The 23,054-nt window shown below is 48.2% G+C and carries 20 protein-coding genes and 2 pseudogenes; 16 read left to right on the plus strand and 6 right to left on the minus strand.

What is annotated here, in order from left to right; all coding sequences use genetic code 11:
• The first annotated feature begins 131 nt into the window (after positions 1-131).
• The 3 genes from BCM14_RS07875 (at position 132) to BCM14_RS15285 (ending at position 1,245) form a co-directional block, all read left to right on the plus strand.
• On the plus strand, positions 132-491 hold the full coding sequence (locus tag BCM14_RS07875) for a hypothetical protein (protein WP_146129745.1): 360 nt from the start codon (positions 132-134) through the stop codon (positions 489-491).
• Between the two features lie 287 nt (positions 492-778).
• Positions 779-907: a hypothetical protein gene (locus BCM14_RS15280; RefSeq protein WP_259673500.1), complete on the plus strand. Its 129-nt coding sequence runs from the start codon at positions 779-781 to the stop codon at positions 905-907.
• A gap of 248 nt (positions 908-1,155) precedes the next feature.
• Positions 1,156-1,245 carry a DUF4172 domain-containing protein gene (locus BCM14_RS15285; RefSeq protein WP_259673501.1) on the plus strand — a complete coding sequence of 30 codons (90 nt, stop codon included), beginning with the start codon at positions 1,156-1,158 and terminating at the stop codon, positions 1,243-1,245.
• A gap of 430 nt (positions 1,246-1,675) precedes the next feature.
• Here the strand turns inward: BCM14_RS15285 and BCM14_RS15410 are convergent, their stop codons facing one another.
• A complete protein-coding gene (locus BCM14_RS15410) occupies positions 1,676-1,936 on the minus strand; it encodes an AlpA family phage regulatory protein (RefSeq protein WP_106227475.1) in 261 nt (86 codons plus the stop codon).
• Positions 1,937-2,175: 239 nt separating this feature from the next.
• On the opposite strand from BCM14_RS15410, the gene BCM14_RS07885 reads away from it, so the two are divergent.
• The 3 genes from BCM14_RS07885 to BCM14_RS07895 are packed head-to-tail and all read left to right on the plus strand — an operon-like array spanning position 2,176 to position 4,108.
• Entirely contained in the window at positions 2,176-2,772 is a 597-nt protein-coding gene (locus tag BCM14_RS07885; protein WP_106227476.1) for a DUF6088 family protein, read from the plus strand.
• Positions 2,765-3,811: a nucleotidyl transferase AbiEii/AbiGii toxin family protein gene (locus BCM14_RS07890; protein ID WP_106227477.1), complete on the plus strand. Its 1,047-nt coding sequence runs from the start codon at positions 2,765-2,767 to the stop codon at positions 3,809-3,811. Before BCM14_RS07885 ends, BCM14_RS07890 begins: the two co-directional genes overlap by 8 nt.
• Before the next feature lie 30 nt (positions 3,812-3,841).
• Positions 3,842-4,108: an AAA family ATPase gene (locus BCM14_RS07895; protein ID WP_106227478.1), complete on the plus strand. Its 267-nt coding sequence runs from the start codon at positions 3,842-3,844 to the stop codon at positions 4,106-4,108.
• Positions 4,109-5,199: 1,091 nt separating this feature from the next.
• On the opposite strand, the gene BCM14_RS07900 is transcribed toward BCM14_RS07895, so the two are convergent.
• The 3 genes from BCM14_RS07900 to BCM14_RS07910 all read right to left on the minus strand — a co-directional run bounded on the left by BCM14_RS07900 (position 5,200) and on the right by BCM14_RS07910 (position 6,935).
• Positions 5,200-5,859 (minus strand): Rv1289 family protein, encoded by a 660-nt coding sequence (locus tag BCM14_RS07900; RefSeq protein WP_106227479.1) that lies wholly within the window; start codon positions 5,857-5,859, stop codon positions 5,200-5,202.
• Between the two features lie 54 nt (positions 5,860-5,913).
• On the minus strand, positions 5,914-6,420 hold the full coding sequence (locus BCM14_RS07905) for a DinB family protein (protein WP_106227480.1): 507 nt from the start codon (positions 6,418-6,420) through the stop codon (positions 5,914-5,916).
• A gap of 200 nt (positions 6,421-6,620) precedes the next feature.
• Positions 6,621-6,935, minus strand: a complete 315-nt coding sequence (locus tag BCM14_RS07910) for a cupin domain-containing protein (protein ID WP_259673502.1) — start codon at positions 6,933-6,935, stop codon at positions 6,621-6,623.
• Positions 6,936-7,435: 500 nt separating this feature from the next.
• Between BCM14_RS07910 and BCM14_RS07915 the strand changes: the two genes are divergently transcribed.
• The 6 genes and pseudogenes from BCM14_RS07915 to BCM14_RS07945 all read left to right on the plus strand — a co-directional run bounded on the left by BCM14_RS07915 (position 7,436) and on the right by BCM14_RS07945 (position 12,296).
• Positions 7,436-7,861 carry a hypothetical protein gene (locus BCM14_RS07915; RefSeq protein ID WP_106227482.1) on the plus strand — a complete coding sequence of 142 codons (426 nt, stop codon included), beginning with the start codon at positions 7,436-7,438 and terminating at the stop codon, positions 7,859-7,861.
• 187 nt (positions 7,862-8,048) lie between these two features.
• Positions 8,049-9,521, plus strand: a complete 1,473-nt coding sequence (locus BCM14_RS07920; RefSeq protein WP_106227483.1) for a tetratricopeptide repeat protein — start codon at positions 8,049-8,051, stop codon at positions 9,519-9,521.
• Positions 9,522-9,663: 142 nt separating this feature from the next.
• On the plus strand, positions 9,664-10,326 hold the full coding sequence (locus tag BCM14_RS07925) for a hypothetical protein (RefSeq protein WP_106227484.1): 663 nt from the start codon (positions 9,664-9,666) through the stop codon (positions 10,324-10,326).
• A gap of 156 nt (positions 10,327-10,482) precedes the next feature.
• Positions 10,483-10,641: pseudogene (locus BCM14_RS07930) on the plus strand (IS3 family transposase); the annotation flags it as partial.
• A 506-nt stretch (positions 10,642-11,147) separates the two neighbouring features.
• Complete coding sequence (locus BCM14_RS07940) at positions 11,148-11,561, plus strand: hypothetical protein (protein WP_106227486.1); 414 nt, start codon at positions 11,148-11,150, stop codon at positions 11,559-11,561.
• Positions 11,562-11,798: 237 nt separating this feature from the next.
• Complete coding sequence (locus tag BCM14_RS07945; RefSeq protein WP_106227487.1) at positions 11,799-12,296, plus strand: hypothetical protein; 498 nt, start codon at positions 11,799-11,801, stop codon at positions 12,294-12,296.
• A gap of 1,293 nt (positions 12,297-13,589) precedes the next feature.
• Here the strand turns inward: BCM14_RS07945 and BCM14_RS07950 are convergent.
• Complete coding sequence (locus tag BCM14_RS07950; RefSeq protein WP_146129746.1) at positions 13,590-16,970, minus strand: beta strand repeat-containing protein; 3,381 nt, start codon at positions 16,968-16,970, stop codon at positions 13,590-13,592.
• A gap of 538 nt (positions 16,971-17,508) precedes the next feature.
• On the opposite strand from BCM14_RS07950, the gene BCM14_RS07955 reads away from it, so the two are divergent.
• Complete coding sequence (locus tag BCM14_RS07955) at positions 17,509-18,600, plus strand: helix-turn-helix transcriptional regulator (RefSeq protein ID WP_106227489.1); 1,092 nt, start codon at positions 17,509-17,511, stop codon at positions 18,598-18,600.
• A gap of 161 nt (positions 18,601-18,761) precedes the next feature.
• Here BCM14_RS07955 and BCM14_RS15295 read toward each other — a convergent pair.
• A pseudogene (locus tag BCM14_RS15295) lies at positions 18,762-18,887 on the minus strand (IS3 family transposase); the annotation flags it as partial.
• 692 nt (positions 18,888-19,579) lie between these two features.
• Between BCM14_RS15295 and groES the strand changes: the two are divergent.
• From groES to BCM14_RS07975, 3 genes are all read left to right on the plus strand, one after another.
• On the plus strand, positions 19,580-19,867 hold the full coding sequence (gene groES, locus BCM14_RS07965; RefSeq protein ID WP_106227491.1) for a co-chaperone GroES: 288 nt from the start codon (positions 19,580-19,582) through the stop codon (positions 19,865-19,867).
• 26 nt (positions 19,868-19,893) lie between these two features.
• A complete protein-coding gene (gene groL, locus BCM14_RS07970) occupies positions 19,894-21,555 on the plus strand; it encodes a chaperonin GroEL (protein WP_106227492.1) in 1,662 nt (553 codons plus the stop codon).
• 146 nt (positions 21,556-21,701) lie between these two features.
• Positions 21,702-22,976: an MgtC/SapB family protein gene (locus tag BCM14_RS07975; protein ID WP_106227493.1), complete on the plus strand. Its 1,275-nt coding sequence runs from the start codon at positions 21,702-21,704 to the stop codon at positions 22,974-22,976.
• Positions 22,977-23,054: the final 78 nt, after the last annotated feature.

Here is a 23,054-nt window from a genome sequence, read left to right on the forward strand (position 1 = left end):
GCCCCGACCGTTAAAAGTTGAAAGCAATTGTTTCCGTAATATTGCTGATGGATAAACACCTGCGGTAATGTGTTAGTGAGGTGGGCGTCGTCGCTATCATCAACGCCACCTTCAGACCCTTGGAACCCTGCATGGAAAACAGAATGACAGCACTTGAAGACCGCTTCGATACTATCCTACCAACTTTAGCCACCAAAGCAGATGTCAAAGCCCTTGAGCTCAAACTTGCTGAGTCGTCAGCTCAACTTGAGCTCAAACTGGCAGAATCGTCAGCTCAACTTGAACTCAAACTGGCAGAGTCGTCGGCTCAACAGCAGAACAGTCTCAATAAGTTAGAGATTAAGTTGCTCGACATCATTCATCAAGAGATAAAGGCCGTTTGTCAGAAAATTGATTCGAACAACTGGCGGATGATCGTCTGGATGACAAGCGTCGTGATGACGGGGTTTGCAGGTGTGTTCTATATCGCTAGGTACGTACCACTAGCCTAAGTGTGACCGCATCGCTCTGCTTCTGACTGGCCTGTCGAACGTCGGATAGCGAGGAAATTCAACTGTGAGCTGAATTACCAGGGGGCGATGAATCCCCTGAAATGTGGGATGTCGGAATTAAACATTTCCGACTAAATTTCATAATTGGATTCAAAAAATAGGACTGGTCGCCTTGATTACTATTACGAGTTTCAATTATCTGAGCAATGGTAAAGAGTATTCAGCAAAACTTGCGACCGCTGAACAACTGGCAAATTTTTTAGCAGCGGATCCTAAGCGTGGTATCAATGGGAACTGCAAATGTGGAACAGAACCGCAATGCTTTGAAGGAAATGTCTGGCGTTGCGAAGCAAGCGGTCAAGTGGGTTGTTTTTGGTATGTCACAAACGAGCTATGTTGAAATGGCGACCATTTGACAGGAACATAACTAAAGCACCTGCTCAAGAAAGTCTCGGGTGCGTTGAGCCTGCGGTTGATCAAACAGTTGGTCCGTATTCAACCGGCGCGCACAAATATGGTCATCAAACAGCGCATGATTCGATTCCCGTTGGCGAACTCAAACCCGCGTCCGCAATCTTGGTGTGCGGAGATTAGTTGCCTTAAACGCCGCACATATTGCGGTGATTGATTTGCGCTCACGGCGAATAAGTCTCGTAATCGCCGCATGAAACGCAGAGATTACCTCTACATCTGGCAAGCCCCTAACTGGCCGAACTGGCGCTACGACCTGTCGACCTTGGCACTCAAGGGCTGATGGGCTTTACTTGTGACTTCTTCATCTGTAGAACACCTCATAATGAGAAAATTCTACCTCTAACCTCGGTTAACCTAGGGGACGATTACCTCTGGAGTTTCCGATTTTCTGGCAAACGATGTCTGGAGTTTCAGAAAAACCGCTGAGCCGATGCGTGATTAAGTCCTGGTTAACCGCGAACACATCGAATAAGATAAGAAAAAAGTTTGAGGTATTACTGAAGGTGTTCATGGCTCGATTCAAGCCGCCCTTTCACCGAAATGGCGTACCGTCGCCTAAACAACATGCGCCGTAGACCTAGTCCTGGAATGTTCCACGAATTATCGGATATTGTGGCTCCTAACATTGATGAAACGGCTATTTAGTAGTCAGCCTGTCTTTAGTGGGCGCCACGAACATCTAAGCTGGCTGCCCATCAAACGGTGGTTTTCTAGACAACCGGCGATGTCCTTTTTTTGGGGGGCATCCAAGCCGCCGTGGGTGTCCACACCACGTAACGCGGCGTCAGATTGAAACGTCTTGAAAATTCGCCACGACGCTCCATGTCGTAGATCTGCGTATCGGCAAGCGGGATCAACTGGTGCAGTTCGGGGCAGCGGATGATGCGTCGGAAGGTAAGGGGCGCGCAACGACAAGTTGGTGGCGTTCTTCGTATCCGTCGACGTCGCGAGGCGGTTTGGCCGATGTGCAGCGAACGTCGATGCGGTCGAGTGGGCTGGAATCCTGGTTATTCATCTTTTGCTCCTCGAAGGGGCAATGCTTGATCAGTCATCGTTCGGAATTGGCCATGTAGAGCAATGGTGACTATCGGCAGTCTTATAGGCAACTGGCTACGGCGTACGTGGGCGGGGCTCTGCTAAGTCATTCGTCAGCCAACTTGACAAGTGTCAGAAGTTTTTGCATAATTCTACCAAATAGGGGCGTTTCGTTATGCAAACCATTGCCAAACAAGTACTGGAATACGCATCTGGGTTGCCGGAAGGCACCCCTTTGGTCGCGAAGGAGCTTCTGCATTTGGGGGGCAGGGCTGCTGTAGATCAAGTGCTCTCTCGCCTGGTGAAGCGCGGTGCCTTGTTGCGGGCTGGGCGAGGTATTTACGTCTTGCCCGTGGAGAGTCGTTTCGGGATGCATGCACCGTCCACCAGTAAAATGGTCGAAGGACTGGCTAGTCAGCGTGGGGAAGCGATCGTGCTCCATGGGGCAGCTGCGGCCAATGCGCTTGGCCTCACCACCCAAGTGCCAATGAAGGCCATCTATCTGACATCCGGGCGAAATCGGCGTCTGAAGGTCGGCGCGCAAACGGTCGAATTCCGGCACGCGCCCATCTGGCAACTGATCTTTCCTGGCCGTCCAGCGGGAGAGGTAGTGCGGGCGCTCGCTTGGCTGGGACCTGAGAAGGCTGGCGAAGCACTGCGCAAGCTTCGGTCCAAACTGCAACCGTCCGAACTCGAAGAAGTCGCATCGGCGCGTGCGCGCCTGCCGACCTGGATGGCGCAAGAAGTTAGTGCTTTGCTGGCGCATGGCTGAGTTTTTCGAACTCTCTAATGTTGAGCGCCTGGAGGCGCTCAACGCGGCTGCCAGCAGTTCCGGCCGCCTACCTCATCTGCTTGAAAAAGATATCTGGGTCGTCTGGTCGCTACGACACCTGTTCGATGGCCCCCATGCCGGTCATCTGGTCTTCAAGGGTGGAACATCTTTGTCCAAGGCTTATGGTGTCATCCGCCGGTTTTCGGAGGATGTCGATCTGACCTACGATATCCGCGCGATCGCAGGTGATTTAGTCGGAGAAGCCGACGCACCGCTGCCAGCCAGCAAGAGCCAAGAAAAGAAATGGAGCAAAGAGATCCGGGCGCGCTTGGCTGAATGGGTTTCCAGCGAAATCGCGCCAAGGCTCAAGCAGGACCTTGAGCGGCAATCTCTACCTGCATCGGTACGCGCCGAAGATGACAAGGTTTTTATCGACTACGTTCCGTTGGCAGCAGGTACGGGCTACGTTGCCCCGGCTGTCATGCTGGAATTCGGTGCCCGCTCTACCGGCGAGCCCAGCGAACCACGCCTTATTCAGTGCGATGCGGCTGCATACCTGCCGATGCTCCTATTCCCGACGGCCACGCCCCAGGTGATGCGCGCCGAGCGCACCTTTTGGGAGAAGGCCACGGCGATCCATGTCTTCTGTGCCCAGGGGACTTTCCGTGGGGGTGAACGTTTTGCCCGTCATTGGCATGACGTGGCTCGGCTGGATGCGGCCGGTTTCGTGGATGCGGCTATCGCAGACACGGCGCTCGGTAAAGCAGTTGCCGATCATAAGAGCATGTTCTTCGCCGAGAAATCCCCGCAGGGCGAACTGATCGACTACCACGCGGCAGTTTCTGGCGGCCTGCAACTTGTACCAGATGACGGTGCGCTGGTCACGCTTGCTTCTGACTATCAGCACATGGTCGAGGACGGCTTGTTCCTTGATGATGCCGAGCCTTTTGACGTTCTGCTGGAACGATGCCGAATTATTCAGCAAAAGGCAAATACAAAACCGTCTCAGGACGCGATTTTTCTAGGCGTAGCCGTGTAGGCATCTATCCTCACTTAACCGGAACTGGCGATGTACCTCTCAGAAATCCAGATCAAGAATTTTCGCCAGTTCGGGGCAGAAGAACCGATTTTCTGTGTGCAGTTCCACGAGGGCGTGACCGCGCTTGTCGGTGAAAATGATGCCGGAAAGACTGCTGTCGTCGATGCGATTCGCCACGTGCTTTTGACCCGTGATATGGAGTTCATGCGGCTGCAGCCTGATGATTTTCATATTCGTCTGGATGGGCAGCAAGCTGCAGATATCACCATCTGCTGCAAGTTCTCGAAGCTACGCTAACGGATCTAACAGTTTAATCACAGATCACATCCTAAAACTGATTCAGCTGCGACTGCGCCTTTTCAATTAACTGTATTGCCTGGGGCATACAAACTTTTTCCACCACTTTGTGGCTCGGCATACTATCTATTGCATGTCGCGTATGCTGGCACATTTCACGAGAGTGTGGATGTATCCAATATTTTTTTTATTAATATCGACACTTTATCATTTACATCGAGTCATGTACACGGCATGACAAATGTGAGATTACCCGTTGCGGCCTAGCTAAAAAAACTACTACTCGACTTCGGTCTTCGTATGAGTACATGAACCACCTTCAAGTAGTCCAACTTTTCCGCCGCACCCCCTTTGGGGGTGCGGCGGAAAAGTTGGACTGGTTTATGCCGTAAGTCCTCGTCGCAGGAATTATTGGAAATGATTAAGAGTAATCGTAAGTTTCCTATCGCTGTGTCAAACGCTTTTAAGGCCGCTGGCGTGTCGTGCGCAACTACGCTGATGGTCGCATTCTTGTTTGGGTAGCTGCGAAATGAAGCTAACCTGGAGCAGCATCGCTGTTATTTGTTATGTTGGTTTTTCAGTTAGCACGCAAAGCTTTGATATATTTGAAAAAAATCGATACTTTTTTGAAAAAAGATTAACGTTTTAGCAATAGAAGTCTGGACTATGAAATCTAACAAAAAACAATAACTTATACAGAATCTGGCAACCGATTTTTCGGGGCAACATAATTCTCAAATTACGAAACTCTTTTGCGTTGGCGAAGTTCAACAATAGTGATCTTAAGCCCTTTGAGAGTAAGTGCTTCCCCTAAAAGTGTTGCCAGCTATAAATATTGACTTTGAACTTGGACGGCCAACGACACAAGGACGCATAAGGATTTGCAAGTTAAGTGTAGTTGGCAATCCAAGTCTGGAGTCCATTGTTGAATAAAAACGATGAGTTACTACAACTCTGGCAAAGTCGCATTTTTTTGAACTGGCAATCGTTCTCTGGAGTTTCCGATTTTCTGGCAAACGATGTCTGGAGTTTTAGAAAAACCCAAGAGCAGAAGCCTTGAGCACGACAAACTGGTCACCGAAGTCAACGGTTTAATGCTCAGCAACTTCTATTGTGATCGGGTAATCATGTCCTTGCGACAATATCATTACTATCTTTAAAGGCAACCCATCTGCGCCTCTAAGAATACGTCTTTCATAGATTCTTTTCATTGTGTCCAGTTGACCAAAAAAATCGTCGATCTGTAGCTTATTTCCTGCAATATCCAACCAATAACTCTTATGGATGCGTTCGTCACTATTGCACTTGGCAAATACAGCGATCGCGACCAATCCCCAAAACACCTGAAATGGTAGCTCCAAGTATTCACGGCCCACGTTTTTCACATGCACGCTTTCAACCCATTTAATATTTGTAGCGATCCCATCACCGTGTGACAGTTCGCATCGTATAGCGTGATAAATAATTTCCGAAAAACTCGGTGTATGGTACGTCTTATGCTTCCCGTTAATCGGATAGTTTCCAAATTTCGACTCTAACAAATCCCATCCTGGGAAGGCCATCAATTCGACAATCCAAATGTGTTCATCAAGGAATTGTTTATATGCGTTCCCCTCACCAAATTCTTTTCCTAAATGTTTTTTTGCACTTTGGTCAATAGCGGTGCAAAGATCTCGAAAACCAAGTTCGAAGTTTCCTCGTCCAGCATCATCTATTGCACCAGCTATATTTTGAGCAATCGAAAGTGTCATAAAGCACCCACAGAAAACGCAGTAACCCTCAAACGAAAAACCCCAGGGCGAACGCTAGTTGATGGCCTCTCGCAATAACAAGATATCAGTATCTTTAGTGGCAACACCAAACTGAGTAAGTAAGCAATGAACTTGCCCGCGATGATGAGTTTGATGGTTAAAGATATGAGCAACCAGTAGGTCGACAGGTTTTGTAACCTCTATGCCACGGGCGGTTGTGTAAGTGAGCGTTTCATTTAACCAATCGTCCGTAACTGTTTTAGCCCAGCAAATAAACTTTTGATCCATTCCTTTGCGGGCGATCTTGTATTCTTCCCAATTCGCCCAAGCTGAGCCAGATTCATCGATAGGAGATGCTTTGTATTGAGTATGAGTCAATCGGTCAAGCCAGATCGAATCACCCCAAAGCAGATGGCTTAACGTCCCCTGTATTGAGCCAAAAAACGCACCCACATCTTGCTTTCGTTGTTCTTCATTCAGTTCATCTGCTGCTTCAATGGTATTGATGTTTTGCCATTGGTTGTAGTTGGCAAATGAAATGACATATTTTGCTGAGATCATTGCGTTCTCCCACTAGATGATCCGTAGAACTGGTTTCGAACTGTCGAAACTGGTCACGATAAGGCAGAATCGGCGGTCACGTTAGCCAGAATACGCAGTGTCACACACGGAATCAGTCAACCCTTGGACGTCTGCTGGAGTCCGAGTTCTTGGAACTTCAGTCGTTGCGAAAGGCATTTGTAGATCTCTAATCTAGATTACTAATCAACTTGTGGGCATTCACCACCTTCAGGCCCATAAAAAAACACCCAAGTGGCAAAGTCATCAGAAAACTGACTGAAACGATGTTCAATACCCGCCGCCACAAATAGGACATCGCCAACAACAGCGTCATATTCTTTAGCACCCACGGTGAAATGGGACGAACCCGATGCCACGACGTAAATTTCATCACGATCATGCGGTTTTTGAAGGTCGACCCCCTCGGGTTTGTATAGCTCTATCTCTAGTAATCCGTGCGAAAAGAATTTACGGAATAGTGAGTGGTCGTCAGAAAGACTTTTGAGTGAATCCACCAAACTTATCTTTGACACTTAGGCACCATCGTTTTAGACCGCAGGTCGTTTTAAAAAGAGTGAAAAAATATCAAACTATTGTGATGATTTTCCGACGCACTGCGATTAAATGTCAATCCCCTAAACATAGGATTGTAAAAATTGCACTATCTAAATAAAGTTGGCATGCACATGCGGTAGTCCCTTTTCAACTGAGGTCTGAGGTATAGCTATGCGACGCACGAATACCCCCTAAAATTGAGAGATTGATTCATCAAAATTACTTGTGATACACCTCTGGTGAAAATCATCAATCATCACAGTTAATGTCGAAAAAGGGGTATGGTGAACCAAAAGTGATGATCAAGGAACCTCGGTATATCCAGCTACCTCGCATAACAGCTAGAAAGTCTCGGACTAAGACATAAATCAGCCCGCGTGTTTATCGCGTAACCCTGCTAAAAATCAATATTAATCCCGTGCAACTGAGTGATCTCTTTTCAAAATAAGAAAATAACATCATGTTAAAAAAATCAATACTGGCATTACCTTTTCTGCTGCCCATTTTATGTAACGCAGCACCCAATCCCTACGACGGGGAGTGGGATATGAGCATTGTCTGCGAAACTGTCCGTCCTCATCCTTCTGGCCACCACGAAGTTGCTTTTCATCAAGCAAAAATCGTGGATGGCAAAGGTGAGTTCACTGAAAGAGGCAATATTGGCCCCAATCAATTATCTGTTGAGTTTGAAGGCGGTGAGGTTCATCTCAAAATATTTGCTTATAAATACGATAAGCCAGCCTGGTTTTCACAACTCAATGAGCGGGGTCAGGTGGCTGAGCATGAATCATTCCATTTCTTTGGTAAGCTCTGGCCTGGTGGTCGCGATACAGGCGTGGTGTCAAACTGCGTGATCGATGGCGTTAATTTGAGCCGTCGTAATTGATTTACTGGACGCGGAGAGATTATCGCAGTCATAGACTAAATGCTCTCGCGTTTTTTTACTGGTGCTTACATACCTTTGCGTGTTGTGACCTCGTGCGTAGAAGCGATAAGCGTCGAACTTTTCGACCGCATCTCCGAACAGCTTACTTTGCATCTCTTTAGACAATCAAGCTACCTCATAAAACAAGATGAAAAAACTCATACTTGCCCTACTTTTACTCGTCTCAAGTAATGCTATGGGAACGCCTAAGGATGACGTCTTAATGTCGGCTGATCGGGGCGACTATGCGACGGCGTTAACAATTGCAAAGTCCGAGGCGGATAAAGGCGAATCATGGGCGCAGTACACCCTTGGCGTGATGTATTACAACGGGCAAGGTGTAGCCCAAAACTACGCTGAAGCTATGAAATGGTTCAAGCTCGCTGCTGCGCAGGGGGATGCAAGCGCGCAGTACTCCCTTGGCGTGATGTATGAATCCGGGCAAGGTGTAGCCCAAAACTACGCTGAAGCTATGAAATGGTACAAGCTCGCTGCTGCGCTAGGGTCTGCACAAGCGCAGTCAAACCTTGGCGTGATGTATGACTTCGGGCACGGTGTAGCCCAAAACTACGCTGAAGCTATGAAATGGTACAAGCTCGCTGCTGCGCAAGGGTCTGCGCAAGGGTCTGCACAAGCGCAGTTAAAAATTGGCGGGATGTATTACTTCGGGCGCGGTGTAACCCAAAACTACGCTGAAGCTATGAAATGGTTCAAGCTCGCTGCTGCGCAGGGGGATGCAAGCGCGCAGTACTCCCTTGGCGTGATGTATGAATCCGGGCAAGGTGTAGCCCAAAACTACGCTGAAGCTGTGAAATGGTACAAACTCGCCGCTAAGCAAGGGTATGCAGAAGCGCAGCACAACCTTGGCGTGATGTATGACTTCGGGCACGGTGTAACCCAAAACTACGCTGAAGCTATGAAATGGTACAAGCTCGCTGCTGAGCAAGGGGAAGCACGAGCGCAGCACAACCTTGGCGTGATGTATGACTTCGGGCACGGTGTAACCCAAAACTACGCTGAAGCTATGAAATGGTACAAGCTCGCTGCTGCGCAAGGGTCTGCGCAAGGGTCTGCACAAGCGCAGTTAAAAATTGGCGGGATGTATTACTTCGGGCGCGGTGTAACCCAAAACTACGCTGAAGCTATGAAATGGTACAAGCTCGCTGCTGCGCAGGGGGATGCACAAGCGCAGTCAAACCTTGGCATGATGTATGACTTCGGGCACGGTGTAGCCCAAAACTACGCTGAAGCTATGAAATGGTACAGGCTCGCTGCTGAGCAAGGGGATGCACAAGCGCAGTCAAACCTTGGCCTGATGTATGACTTCGGGCACGGTGTAGCCCAAAACTACGCTGAAGCTATGAAATGGTACAGGCTCGCTGCTGAGCAAGGGGATGCAAAAGCGCAAGGCAACCTTGGCTTGATGTATTACAAGGGGCAAGGTGTCCCTCAAGACTTTGTACTAGCCCACATGTGGACAAATCTAGCTGCGGCTCAAGCACTTAAAGGCGCGGAAGAAATTCGCAATATAGCTGCCAAACGAATGACGACTGCACAAATTGAAAAGGCTCAACAGATGGCGCGAGATTGCCTCGGCAAACACTATAAAAATTGTCGATGACCTTTTCGCGTCGAAGTTTATCGTGCCTATAAGCTGTCTGATAACAAGGGTCGGCATTGGTAAAATATGCACGCCGGAATGACTTTAATTGCGTGACTCGTCAAAGCAATTTCAATCACAACACGACAAATAAGAAAAGATCATGCATATTCTTAAAATTACATTAGTTGTCACCCTGCTGGGAGTGGTGACGGCCTGCGCCAGACCGCCGCAACCGGAGCCTCAGTTGATCCGATATAGCGGCGGTTGCGCGACCGTTCTGAGCGCTGAGGACGTTTCTGAAGCTCCCGATTTCATCGATCCAACGAAGCGGAAGTCCTACGTCGAGTCCGGGCAGATTGGACAGGTGCTTGGCGCAACGGTTCCTGGACTTGGGCTTGTTGCGAATGCGGTAATATCAGTTGGAGCAGCCATGACGGCCGGAGCTGTTGTTGATGAAGCAACGAAAAAAGGCAATGTCGGCGACGCGAACAACCCTCAGTGGAAGGGCGTCAAAAAACTCACCATCAAACCTGATTACGGCGACCCTTTCACCATCAAATTTCTTGGGTTATCGGTCGACAAAGGTGATCACATTGCAATGAGCGCAGACTACGATCCAGATTCAAAACATTTGTATGTTTTCAATTCTGTTTATTTGTCAAAAGAAGTTCCAACTGATGCGCCCAGTTCATTTTACGTGGGAGCCTGTTATGGGCATGGCGCGTCTGGCTATCATCAGGCGGTTTATAAAGATGGCAAATTTGTTGAAGGCCCCTTGCCTGCGCCAATCCGGTCTTATATTGAATCGCAAGCTAAAAAATAACGCTCGTCTGGAGTGAAGTATGAAAAAAATCGGCACTACTTTTCTTTGTGCGAGTGCCTTGAGCTTGCCGTTGACCGCTTTTGCAATTGAGCCTAGAGTGAGATGCGGCGGAAAAGTTGGACGAGGATATTCCGCGCCTCTCTCATGCCCCCCAAACGGTTTCAGACACGAGCCGAGATGCGCGATATGAGCTTCGAGTATATCGAGGTGTTTTACAATCGGAAGAGACAATATTCAACTCTCGGATATGTATCACCGTACAACTTCCTGCACAGCTGGCTCAGTCAGCAAGATAAGGAAAAACTGGTAGCATGAAACGAACCCTTTGGTAGACGAAATACAGAGGGAACCTCATACTAACTGCTTTTTGACTGGCAAGCTACCCAGTCCAGCCAGCAAATTTTTACGCTGCTTGTAGGGCTGATTTGACCCGTTTGCACGTTAGCAAGTTGCTAGCTTGTTGAGGGTTTGTGCGATGGGCAGCTGGCGTACTTCAGATAACGTGATTTAACTCAGCACTGTAAGATTTCACCAGCCAAATTATTTAAGCCCAAACGACAGGAAAGCCATGTCAGACGTTAAATCAGAAAAATTTATTGATCACTTGAAGCTGAAATGGCGTAGTCAAAAGTGCCCTATGTGCGGTACTGGTAATTGGAACGTTTCCGACAAAGTATTTGAGCTACGAGAGTTTCATGATGGGAACCTCGTTATTGGTAGCGGCCCAATCGTGCCAATAGTGCCTGTAACTTGTGACAACTGCGGAAACACTGTCCTAGTTAACGCAATCGTTTCAGGCGCAGTAGATAGGGAGACCAAAAATGGGTGAAGAAAGCAACTTCAAGGTCTCCCAAGATTACGAGATCATCCCACCGCAAAAAAAGAGGGCGTACGTGATACTGGTTGAAGAGTGGGACCACATCAAAGGGCAAGTGTCAGCTTTGAAAGACGACACCAATTTTTGGCACACACTGGGTTCTGTGCTGCTAGGCATAGCTGGCTCAGGGCTTCTATCGGCAATCACATTAGATATTCCGGTTCCTGAAGGTGACAAACGGATGCCAATGCCAATCCTGATTTCATGGGGTGCATTTGTAGCTACAGGATTAACTGGTTGTCTTTGCATGTACTTCGCCAAGGCGCAGCGAAAGGTGGATGCACAAACAGCAGGAAATGCAGTGGCGCAGATGGAATTAATCGAAAAAAAATTTCAAGCAGAAGATCATAACGTTTAATAAGCAGAAACGAATGTACATGGAATCCACCAAGCAAGTTAGATCTCGCTTGGTGTCGGATGCCTTAAATTTCAACCCGCGTAATTACTTCCAACTTCTGTTCAAGCGTATAGCCCACAGTTCCGTAACTGTTGAACTCTGAGCTGGCCATTCGGTGTTGGTGTGGCGTCTAACTACACTATCGAGGGCATTAAACGAGATACACAGCCTTAGTTAGATTTTTAAAAACGGATTTTTATGCAAAACAAACTTATCTTAAAACTTTTAATCACCGTTCTATCATTTCATTTCATTGATGCTCATGGTTATAAAAGCAAAATGGTTGAAATACCTGATGAATTTGTACGCCAAAGAGGAAATATTGTTTTTTTTAACTGGGCGAAATTTTTGATATATCCAGGCAATATCAATTTTGAGAGTAAAACCAAAGGCCCCGATGGCCGCATCATTTTCAGTCTGACCGAACCAGCAAAACACACTTGGGGGCTTGCGGACCCGCCGCTGGGTAATGTTAAGCCCTGGACAAGTGCGGAGGCGATAAAGAGGGGAGCTAATATTAAGGCTACCATTGATTGCAAAACTAGGTCTGTTGGAAAAATCGATTTAGATTTTCCAGAATTGTCAGTCAGCGACATAGTTATACTTAATTCGCATGGCAATTTGCCAGGTGAAATTAATTTTAATGAACTAAAACAATTATCCGATCGTCTGATATCGCGGGTATGTAACAAATAGAGCTGGTCTGGCCAAACTAGACAGCCCGGCAAGTGATAAAAAGTCATTGGTCTTTTTGGCAGCTTGAGGTGAAACACCAACTAGCGGGACGCAGCGAATGCTGGACTTGGTTTTGCGGTCAGATAGTGCGTTCTTGAGAACCCATACGTGCGGGATCTCGTGATCAAGTACGCAGTCCTCAAGCCTTACAAAGATAGGCTCTGACAAGCGTAGTCCAGTGTTGAGTTGAATCAAGCCCACAAGTCTGTATGACGCATCGTGGCTAAGCAAGCGACGTTTGACTGATTGAAGAAGCTCAGGTGTGATGGTTACCCGAGCGGTTAATGTTTGTGTTGACGCCGGATGAAAATTAACCGTGCGACACGATTATGATCAAAGGTCAGTAAGTCGGGGATTTATTCAGCGCGACATTGTCAGAGTCCTTGCAATTCGACAGTTGAATACCAAACCATCAGGCGATAAGTTTTTATTAGTGTCAAATTGAGTGACTTAAAAGCAGGAAAGATCAGTTCAACAAATATTAAGAATATTCGCCATAAAATCGCCCAAATCTGGTGAAAGCGCTTGGAAACCCTTGTGGGTTATGCCTCTCTGTTTTTCCGACGAGTGCCAACTTCGTGACTTGAGTGCCACATTCGCTGATTTTCGTGTCGAAAATCAGCGAATATGGCACTCGGCACTATATAAAAATCAAGCACTTACAAAAAAATAAATCAACGAATTTGACATCTTTGCTTCAGCGAATTTGACACTTTCGAGGTTTTGGGTCAACGAATTTGACACCAATAAAGCCTTACCCAAATCGCTATAAGCTCCATCATTGATCTGCCTCTACTTCTCACCCCTATTAAAACGGTGAGGATTACCAGTCAAAGTTTTCAGCCGCACCCCCATCGGCAGGCAGAAACGCCTCTGCTCAACAGAAGCTAGCAAAAGCACATCGGAAGCTTGCAAAAGCGAGCAGTACCGAGCCGACAACAGCGTCACCGACAGCTTAGATTCGACGAGGGACAACAACATATTGTTTTCTCCTGATCGCAGATTAGTTCATTCAATTTAGTTTGAATCGCGATCGGTGTCTTCGGTCGATTTAGCGCCAAAGTAATAGCCAGTAACGACGAAAATAATATTACTTAAAGTAGGCGCAACATCTTTATTACCGGTAAAAGCAAGCCAGCTCTGACTATTGAATGGCTGGCTTCATGCCCGTCATGTAAATCCCTCAACAAAAAAATTTGACTGATCTGTCGATTCTAATAGCCGCCTCTATTGCTATCTGGACGTACCTTTTCTTTAAAACTGAGCCATTAAGCCTACGTTCACGACGCCAAGGCTTTGACCGGTTCGTGTTTCACCCGTGATACCCGCATACGCGTATGCACTGTTTGCAACTTTCGCGGTACCCCTCAGGCCTGCTTGCACAAAGACACTGCCCACATTTGCTGTATAGATGTTGGTACCAAAGCCTGCAAGGTTTGCTGTCAAGGTCGGATTGATGAGCGTGTTGGTATCAGCACCCACAGCAAGGTTTACGCTGTAGGTGTAATCATCGACCATTGGATCTTTGTTTAGAGATCCAGCCGAGAGACCAATAACGCCCCTGACGCCATTACCCGAGTAGCCGTTCACGCTCAGGGCCGCTACACTCGCCGTGCCCTCATCAAACGGGGATTGGTTGACCATCTGCCAAGTTACCCGTGCATAGGGCGTAAAAATCAGGTTGTAGTCGCTAACCTCAACCGGTCTGCTGATGCCAAGGCTTAACAAGGTATCGTTACCTAGTATATTTTTCCCTTTGAGACTTGCACTGGACGTGGGATCGTTGCGGGTGACGCTCGTGTTGCTCATACCGAAGCTTGCCATGCCATCAAGCACATAGTTCTCGAACACGGGTAGCTTGCCGTAGACAAAGATAGACTCTTGCCCAACCGTGCCGCTCCCGTTGTTATTGGTTAATCCTGTGGTCGATAGCGTAAAGCCCACACCCGCTTTGATGCCATTCTCTTGGTAGAGATCTGTCCCAAACACGGCCTGATAAAGACTGCTGTTATAGCCACTGGCGTTTGAGTCTGAGGATCTGCTTCCGTACTGGTAAGCAATCTCCCCCCAGACGTTCGGACGATAGGGAATGGCCAAGTCCTCTGTCGGGTTCACGGTGGGATTAGTGCTCACGCTCGCGTTAGGCTCGCCCATTGGGTTCTGGGCAGTAACCCCAGTTGGATTGATAATTGGGGAATTCATCCCAGGTGCTGCACCAAGCGACTTGTCACCGAGCCTTGCCATGACGGCACTTTGCGCACGCAAGGTTGCTTGAGGCACAGTCACCAACGCGGCGCCATAGACTTCACCAGCCAGAGCTTGACTAAAGCTCGGCAGTGACGACAAGGTTTGGGTGGCTGTTGCGTACATTAGATTGCTCTGAGTCGTCGTGGCTGTTCCTGCAAACTGCGCTGCACTGAGTCGATCAAGTGCGGATGCCACAGACAGGCTATTGCGGCTGGAATTGGCCAAGGTAGACGAGTAAGACGTTGGGATCACCGCCAAATCTATACTGTTACTCCCCGCATAGTTATAGAACGGGATGAACTGTGTGCCAGACGCCAACCCAGCCGGTTGAGAAACAGATGTGAAAGCGCCAGAAATACCACCCAGCGCCGTGACGATCCGAAATGTATCACCCAAGTTGGGCACATACGATGCACTTCCATAGCCTGATTCTGTTGTCTGGAATAGGCTCTGCAATGTGGGGGTGAGCGTGGCACCAGAGTTGATGGTGAGCTGACCACCAACATTCATAAATGAGTAATACCCTGTGGCTCCAACGGGCGAGGTGCTAGAAGCCTGCGTCGTGCCCGCAATGTCTTGCTGGTAAACAGACCCCGAGTTAAGTGTCAGATTGTTGGTCGCTGCTAGGTAACCCGGTGAGTTACCGGGCTTGAGTAAACCGTAGACGAGGACGTTACCGGGAATCGTACCAGTCCCCATTAAGCCTGCCGCAGACGCCACAACAACATCACCGGTGCCAGTAGGCGATGATCCGGCCACCGACAAGGTTCCGCTCGAAACGGTCGTGCCACCAGTGTAAGTATTTACCGCGGTCAGACTCAGGGTGCCAGAGCCAGTGACCGTTAAAGGACCAACCCCTGTCAGTGGCCCTGAGAGGGTTGCTTTACCAGAAGTCGGGGCAGCGATCGTGCCGCCGACGTTTGCCAGCACGATGGACTGGGTAGCACGATCTTCCGCATCCAGCGCTAAGACGCCTCCAGAGAGTGAAATGCTTAAGAGGGACTTCACGCTACTGAGGCTGACCCTTGCGCCCTTTGAAACACTGGTAGGGACGCTACTAGCGCTGCTGCTTTGAATGTTGCCACTACTGCTACTACTGCTGCTACTACTGCTGCTGCTACTACTGCTGCTACTACTACCACTGCTGCTGCCACTGCTGGTGTCACATCCAGAACAAGCAGCGATGAGCAAGTTCCAAATGTTCGTACTCGATCCCGTTTCACTCAGGGTATAGGTGTAACCGTTGGAAATAGCACTCGTGCTCGTTGCTGTCCCCGAGAGGCCCAGTTGTGTGGGCGTAATGCCACTCAGCACCGAAGTAAGTGGCGTATTTAAAATAGCACCAGGTGTCGACAGCGATGAAATACCAAATAACGTTGAACCTGTCACAGCTGTCACCGCGAGTCGTCCGAAGTTCGTCGCGCTGTTGATAATAATGTTGTAGTTCGTTGGCAACTTACCCGAATAGGTCAGCGCACCATTCGCGTTACCAGCACCCTGACTATTGTTCAGCGTGCCAATAGTCCCCAGGTTATAAATCCCGTATCTGCTGCTACCCGTTGCAGCAATACTGCCTGTATTGGTGAGTGTTGTAATATTTCCTGGCGTATCGTTATAGATCCCATAGCCAACAGCAGTTGAGATCGTGCCTGAGTTGGAAACAGTCGTCGCAGCAAAGCCAGTGTAAATACCGGATCCGTTGTCGGCTCCGCTATTAAGTGCATTGTCGTGCCCACCAGCGGTAGCGATTGAGAGAATACTTCCGCTGTTGGTGACAGAAGAAATTGTTCCGAGCTTCGTCGCTGACGCACTGTATAAAGCTATCCCGTCACCAGAAGCTTTGATTAGACCAGTGTTAGTGACGCTACCATACGTCAAACTTTTGGATGCGGTATGGGCATTAATTCCGTCTGCAGTATTTAAGGACGATGTTAAGGTACCACTATTAGAGACCGTGCCAAAGTAGCCGTCGCTAACAAATTTAATTGAACTACCGGTGGTCGATATGGTGCCACTGTTATTAACCGTACCAATATAGCCACCGTAACTGCCCATACCTGCGACAAACTTCGACGAGATGCTATTGATCGTTCCATAGTTAGTGGCCGAAGCGACTGTGCCGGTTCCGCCAAATACGGAAAACGCATCCCCTCCGCTATAGTTAAAGGTAATGGTGCCGTAGTTTGTAAATGCGTAGGGTACATTGTTACTGCCAAAGTTAATTAAGTTACCGCCATTCGCAACTGTTGAACTAAAGTTGGTGTAGCTACCAAAAGTTAAATTTCCTCCTGTCCAGAGGTAACAATTGTTTGACCCAGGGTTTGAACTGGCGGTACCGCCATAGGTTGTGGTTGTGGCGACCGTCGTGATGGCCGTCGTACTGGTCAAGCATGTTTGCGCCAAAACGGCCTGATTAAAAGCAGCACCGCAAAATGCGATGGCAATGCTTAAACTAATTAAGAGTCGCTTACTTATGTTCTGCGCAGATAAAGCACTAAACAATCGCACCTTGAAATTTAAATTAATGCTTGAGTTCATGTCGTTATTTACTTTGGTTGATAGTTTTTAATTGCCAGTGGCAATCAATTGCCCTCGCCAAGGCGATCAAACGCCTTAGACATTACGTATTCATTTACGTATCTAAAATGTCTGATTTACTCAATATGAAATACGGTTTGTTGCGCAGCCGCTTCAAGCAACCAAATCGATAATTGATTGTGACTGATGCTTATGCTCATTGAGTAAAGTATCGACAACGAAATCACACATGACTTCTACGAATAAATATGACATGCCATATTTATGACGCAATTAGAAGGATTTAGAATTATTGTTGGTCTCATGCTTGAAGCGTCTGAGGCCTATTGACGGTTGTGAAATTTGACCTATTCATGTCAAAAAAATTAAGAGCGAGAGTAAAAAAAGTATGTCAGATAAAGTGCAGGTCCATAAAATAGAATGGCTCCTTGATTCATCAGAGGTTGAAGATGCTGCTAGTGAAGTCGGTGCAGTAATTGAAACAAAAGAAGTAAGTTATCCATACCCCGAAGGGTGGGCTGAGGGATATTCGTCGCACACACAAACATCCGATGGCATGGAGCTCGTGAGAAGCTCACACCGATTTTTTCGTAACGTATGTCCACCAGAAATAAATGTGGGCAAATTCAGTGTCAAGCTCGCTGAACCTGTTTTTGCCGTAACTATCGTTCACCGTGGATCGCTTGCGATCTCGGATCCTTCACTCTTGCCTAAAAAGACTCTAAGAATGCCAGGTTTGGATCTGTTTGCGCACATCGAACAATACTCACTGGAACAATCTTTTAATACAAAAACCGATCTTGAACTGAGTGCGTTGATGATCCCGATGAGTCAATTAAATATTTTGATGGGAGAAGAGCTCGCCTCCTCAATGCTGAACACGATTGGGATCGAAAAATTTAATTCCTTCAATCCATCACTAAAGGTACCCCCATCCATTTCAAATATTCTTGATGACTGTCTCGATAACAGACTCACCGATAAATTGAAAGCATTACGATTGCATTCGGGCGTGTTGGAATACCTGTGCAGCCTATCTCTGTACCTGGATTCAAAAGTAGTGACACTGCACAACAAACCGTCACGATCGCGAGCTAAGGCAGTGCACGACCATCTGATCACGATTGACGGCAAGACTCCAACACTTGCAGGTCTAAGTAAACGTTTTGGTGCATCACCAAATCAACTCAACAAAGAGTTCATGGATGAATATCATGAGTCCATTTTTTCGTTCCTAACCAATCATCGCCTTGAACAAGCTAAGTACGCACTTGAGCTGGGACATCAACCGATAAAGGTTATTTCGCATACGATCGGGTACTCGCACGTAAATCACTTTATTACTGCGTTTAAGCGTAAATTTGGCCTACCCCCTGGCGCATTTCGATCCGGTTTGAGCATCGACAAAACCGATCAAGAGATAGATGCATGGGTAGTCCGCGGAAAATGGACTCTCGTTCCACAGCAAACCGATCAGTGATTCGTCCTGAGCGTTTTGAATTCCAGGCAGTAGTATTCAACCGGCGTCGGCAATTAAAATCTATATCGGACTGGACCGGATATTTTTTGGTTGCAAAGTGTTGGATTGCCGACTACAACTTACAACTAGGAGAGAGGTAATCCTCCCCTTTTTAACTGAGGTCAGAGGTAGAGCTGTGCGGCCGTTGCCTGCCGCTGTTTTGGTGTGAAACCACCCAATGCCATGTTTGAGCGTTCGTTATTGTAAAACCAAGACCATTTCGCTGCGAAGTCTCGCACCTCATCCAGATCAACCTAGTAGTATTGGCTTACCAGTCCATGTGCTGCCTCATGTGAAATCCAAACGTCCAGCGACTGCTCAACACCATATTGACTGGTGGTTTGATCGGCTGTTCGCGCAACTCCCAACGGACAAAAGCACAGGTCACGACGATCTGGCATAACGATCCTCAATTTAAATAGTCTAGGGCAAGATTTCAATGAGGAAAGCGACTTTGTTCATACGGTTTGCAACGTATTTAGCCATAACTTATTGATAAATAATATAAATTTATAATTCCTATAGATATTTTTTGAATTTCTGGCAACTTTTGTCTGGACTATCTTAGTCAATCAAAACAATCACTTACATAAACTCTGGCAACTGTTATTTTCGTAGTACCGTAACCCGCAGGTTATGAAACTATTTTAAGTTGCGCGAACTTCAAAAACCTCTTTTCTAGGTCATTGCTAGTGATCACTTACTGAGAATGTACGGCCAGCTATAGATATCGACTCCAGACTTAGTTTGCAAAACTCTGGACATGGATTGCCAACGACATTCGCTGATTTTCGACAAGAAAATCGACAACCGGTCTCAACACCCCCCTTGCAATCCTCAAAACCGACCTTATAATTAGCACTCGTGGTAGATGAGTGCTAGCAATCTAAGTACGGCTCTCGACACTAACTTTACCTTTAACTTTTAACAGGAGTTCAATATGGCCCTGCGTCCCCTGCACGATCGCGTGATCGTCAAACGCCTGGATAACGAGCGTAAGACTGCGTCCGGCATCGTCATCCCAGAAAGCGCTGCTGAAAAGCCTGATCAAGGCGAAATTCTCGCTGTCGGTCCTGGCAAACAAACCGAAGATGGCAAAGTTTTGCCAATGGACGTCAAAGTTGGCGACAAAGTATTGTTCGGTAAATATGCTGGTCAGACTGTAAAAGTCGACGGCGAAGAAGTACTCGTGATCCGCGAAGAAGAAATTCTCGCCGTGGTCCTGTAATACACCTCAGACACGAAGGAAATTAAATGGCTGCTAAACAAGTCTTATTCGGTGATGACGCACGCGTGCGTATCGTCCGTGGCGTAAACATCCTCGCCAACGCAGTAAAAACAACTCTTGGCCCAAAAGGCCGTAACGTTGTGCTTGAGCGTTCTTTTGGCGCCCCAACCGTCACCAAAGACGGCGTATCGGTTGCTAAAGAAATCGAACTCAAAGACAAATTCGAAAACATCGGTGCACAGTTGGTCAAAGAAGTTGCTTCCAAGACTTCTGACAACGCTGGTGACGGTACAACGACAGCAACAGTTTTGGCACAATCGATCGTTGTCGAAGGTCTGAAATACGTTGCCGCTGGTATCAATCCAATGGATCTTAAGCGCGGTATCGACAAAGCTGTCATCTGCGCAGTTGAAGAGCTCAAGAAGCTTTCAAAGCCTTGCACAACCAGCAAAGAAATCGCTCAAGTCGGTTCGATCTCGGCAAACAGCGACGCGTCAATCGGCCAGATCATTGCTGACGCAATGGAAAAAGTCGGTAAAGAAGGCGTCATCACTGTTGAAGACGGCAAGTCGCTCGAAAACGAGCTCGACGTCGTTGAAGGCATGCAGTTTGACCGTGGCTACCTGTCACCTTACTTCATCAACAATCCTGACAAGCAAGTGTCAGCGATGGAAGATCCTTTCATCCTGATTTACGACAAAAAGATCAGCAACATTCGCGATCTGCTGCCCGTACTCGAGCAAGTTGCTAAGTCAAGCCGTCCTTTGTTGATCGTTGCTGAAGATGTCGAAGGCGAAGCACTGGCAACTTTGGTTGTGAACAACATCCGTGGCATTCTCAAGACCACCGCTGTTAAAGCGCCTGGTTTTGGTGATCGCCGCAAAGCAATGCTCGAAGACATCGCTATCCTGACTGGTGGTACCGTGATCTCTGAAGAGACCGGTATGTCGCTCGAAAAAGCAACCTTGGCTGAACTTGGTCAAGCCAAGCGCATCGAAGTGGGTAAAGAAAACACCACTATCATCGACGGCGCAGGCGACGCAAAATCAATCGAAGCACGCGTCAAGCAAGTTCGTGTCCAGATCGAAGAAGCAAGCTCAGACTACGATCGTGAAAAACTGCAAGAACGCGTGGCTAAATTAGCTGGTGGTGTTGCCGTGATTCGCGTCGGCGCTGCGACCGAAGTCGAGATGAAAGAAAAGAAAGCACGTGTCGAAGATGCCCTGCACGCGACTCGCGCTGCTGTGGAAGAAGGCATTGTTCCTGGCGGTGGCGTTGCATTGATCCGTACACGCGCTGCCGTGTCACAAGTCAAAGGCGACAACGCCGACCAGGACGCTGGTATCAAACTGGTTCTGCGCGCAATCGAAGAGCCACTGCGCACCATCGTTGCTAACGCTGGTGACGAGCCAAGCGTTGTGGTTAACAACGTTGCAAACGGCAAAGGAAACTACGGCTTTAACGCAGCCACCGGTGAGTACGGTGATCTGGTTGAGCAAGGCGTTCTGGATCCAACTAAAGTGACCCGCACAGCACTGCAAAACGCAGCATCAGTCGCCAGCTTGTTGCTGACAACAGAAGCCGCTGTTTGCGAAGCGCCTGAAGACAAGCCAGCTGGTGGCGGTATGCCTGGTGGTGATATGGGCGGCATGGGTGGTATGGGTGGCATGGGCGGTATGGGCTTCTAAGAACTCACCACTGCTCGAGATCCCGGCTCGCCGGGGTTGTCAGCCCAGCATTAAAAAAGACCTCGGACAGTGTTCGAGGTCTTTTTATTGTTTGCAGTCGCCGTGATGCAGTAGCATCAGGTTAAGACCACCCGAAGGATACAACCATGCACTTATCCGACTTGAAGTTCCTGGCTTGGATGCCAATGGATGGTATTCAGATCTTTGCAGTCTTGTTTCTGACGTTTTTGATTGGTCTGCAACGAGAAGGTCACAAAGGTAGTGCCCAGCCTTTTTCATTTGGCGGCGTGAGAACTTATCCCATCATCGGCTTGGTTGGCTTTGCTGCATCGGTACTGGCGGGACAGAACTTGGCGCTCGTATTCATCGGCTTTGGGATTGTCGCTGCGTTTCTACTCATGGCTTACTGGCGCAAGGTGTCGGCCTCTGAGTACACGGGTGCAACGTCTGAGCTGATTGGCTTGGCTACCTATTTGATTGGGCCGCTTGTATATCACGATCAACTCTGGATCGCCACTGCCATCACAGTAGCCAGCGTGCTGCTACTCGAACTCAAAGAGTTTCTCGAAGGCCTGGCAAAGAAAATAGAAGCCGCCGATATTCTGGCTTTCACAAAGTTCCTGCTCCTATCCGCCGTCATTCTTCCGGTCCTACCCAATCATGCCTATACCGATTTTCAGATCAATCCGTTTGCGACCTGGCTAGTTGTTGTGGCGGTCAGTGGCGTGTCTTACGCGAGTTACGTGCTGCAGCGAGTCGCCAAAGGCCATGGGGGCATCTTGCTGACCGCGCTTCTGGGTGGCGCCTACTCATCCACCATTACCACCGTCGTGCTTGCCAGACGATCCCGCACCACCATGCAAGACAGAGTTTTCTCTGGGGGTGTGCTGATGGCCTCAGGGATGATGTATGGGCGAGTGGCGATTTTACTCGCCATCTTCAATCACGATTTGATGATGCGTCTGGCTGGCCCATTTGTCGCCTTGGCTGGTATTGCGATTGCAGGTGGCTTTATCTGGGCACGCACCGATTCAAGCCAAAACATCGAAACCCCCGAGACCAGCTCTGTCAAGAATCCGCTTGAAACACAAACAGCTTTTATTTTTGCCGGTCTTTTTATTGTCATGATCGTCGCCACCTACTTCGCAGTGCGCTATCTGGGAGCAGCCGGGATGTATGCGCTTGCTGCGGTCATGGGGGTAACCGATGTGGATCCTTTCATCATGAGCCTGACTCAAACTGCCTCAAATCTCGCCCCGACAGTGGTCACAGCCAATGCCATTTTGATCGCCACCGCCAGTAACAATTTAGTCAAAGGGGTCTATGCCTACACACTTGCGTCGCGTAAAACGGCTAGCCAGAGCCTCATATTTTTAATCGCACTTGCACTCTTGGGTCTGTTACCCTTGCTATTTAGCTAAGCAAACGATACGCTATGCTTTGCGCCGAGCGGGTGATGATATTTACAAACCTCCCTCAACAGAATTTAAGTTAGGGGC

The organism is Jezberella montanilacus, from assembly GCF_003003055.1.
In the GTDB taxonomy this organism is placed as follows: domain Bacteria; phylum Pseudomonadota; class Gammaproteobacteria; order Burkholderiales; family Burkholderiaceae_B; genus Zwartia; species Zwartia montanilacus.

What these genes read in the sequence shown, in the direction of transcription:
- BCM14_RS07875 (WP_146129745.1), top strand. Translation starts at nt 132, where the DNA reads ATGGAAAACAGAATGACAGCACTTGAAGACCGCTTCGATACTATCCTA.
- BCM14_RS15280 (WP_259673500.1), top strand. Translation starts at nt 779, where the DNA reads ATGGGAACTGCAAATGTGGAACAGAACCGCAATGCTTTGAAGGAAATG.
- BCM14_RS15285 (WP_259673501.1), top strand. Translation starts at nt 1,156, where the DNA reads ATGAAACGCAGAGATTACCTCTACATCTGGCAAGCCCCTAACTGGCCG.
- BCM14_RS07885 (WP_106227476.1), top strand. Translation starts at nt 2,176, where the DNA reads ATGCAAACCATTGCCAAACAAGTACTGGAATACGCATCTGGGTTGCCG.
- BCM14_RS07890 (WP_106227477.1), top strand. Translation starts at nt 2,765, where the DNA reads ATGGCTGAGTTTTTCGAACTCTCTAATGTTGAGCGCCTGGAGGCGCTC.
- BCM14_RS07895 (WP_106227478.1), top strand. Translation starts at nt 3,842, where the DNA reads ATGTACCTCTCAGAAATCCAGATCAAGAATTTTCGCCAGTTCGGGGCA.
- BCM14_RS07900 (WP_106227479.1), bottom strand. Translation starts at nt 5,859, where the DNA reads ATGACACTTTCGATTGCTCAAAATATAGCTGGTGCAATAGATGATGCT.
- BCM14_RS07905 (WP_106227480.1), bottom strand. Translation starts at nt 6,420, where the DNA reads ATGATCTCAGCAAAATATGTCATTTCATTTGCCAACTACAACCAATGG.
- BCM14_RS07915 (WP_106227482.1), top strand. Translation starts at nt 7,436, where the DNA reads ATGTTAAAAAAATCAATACTGGCATTACCTTTTCTGCTGCCCATTTTA.
- BCM14_RS07920 (WP_106227483.1), top strand. Translation starts at nt 8,049, where the DNA reads ATGAAAAAACTCATACTTGCCCTACTTTTACTCGTCTCAAGTAATGCT.
- BCM14_RS07925 (WP_106227484.1), top strand. Translation starts at nt 9,664, where the DNA reads ATGCATATTCTTAAAATTACATTAGTTGTCACCCTGCTGGGAGTGGTG.
- BCM14_RS07940 (WP_106227486.1), top strand. Translation starts at nt 11,148, where the DNA reads ATGGGTGAAGAAAGCAACTTCAAGGTCTCCCAAGATTACGAGATCATC.
- BCM14_RS07945 (WP_106227487.1), top strand. Translation starts at nt 11,799, where the DNA reads ATGCAAAACAAACTTATCTTAAAACTTTTAATCACCGTTCTATCATTT.
- BCM14_RS07955 (WP_106227489.1), top strand. Translation starts at nt 17,509, where the DNA reads ATGTCAGATAAAGTGCAGGTCCATAAAATAGAATGGCTCCTTGATTCA.
- groES (WP_106227491.1), top strand. Translation starts at nt 19,580, where the DNA reads ATGGCCCTGCGTCCCCTGCACGATCGCGTGATCGTCAAACGCCTGGAT.
- groL (WP_106227492.1), top strand. Translation starts at nt 19,894, where the DNA reads ATGGCTGCTAAACAAGTCTTATTCGGTGATGACGCACGCGTGCGTATC.
- BCM14_RS07975 (WP_106227493.1), top strand. Translation starts at nt 21,702, where the DNA reads ATGCACTTATCCGACTTGAAGTTCCTGGCTTGGATGCCAATGGATGGT.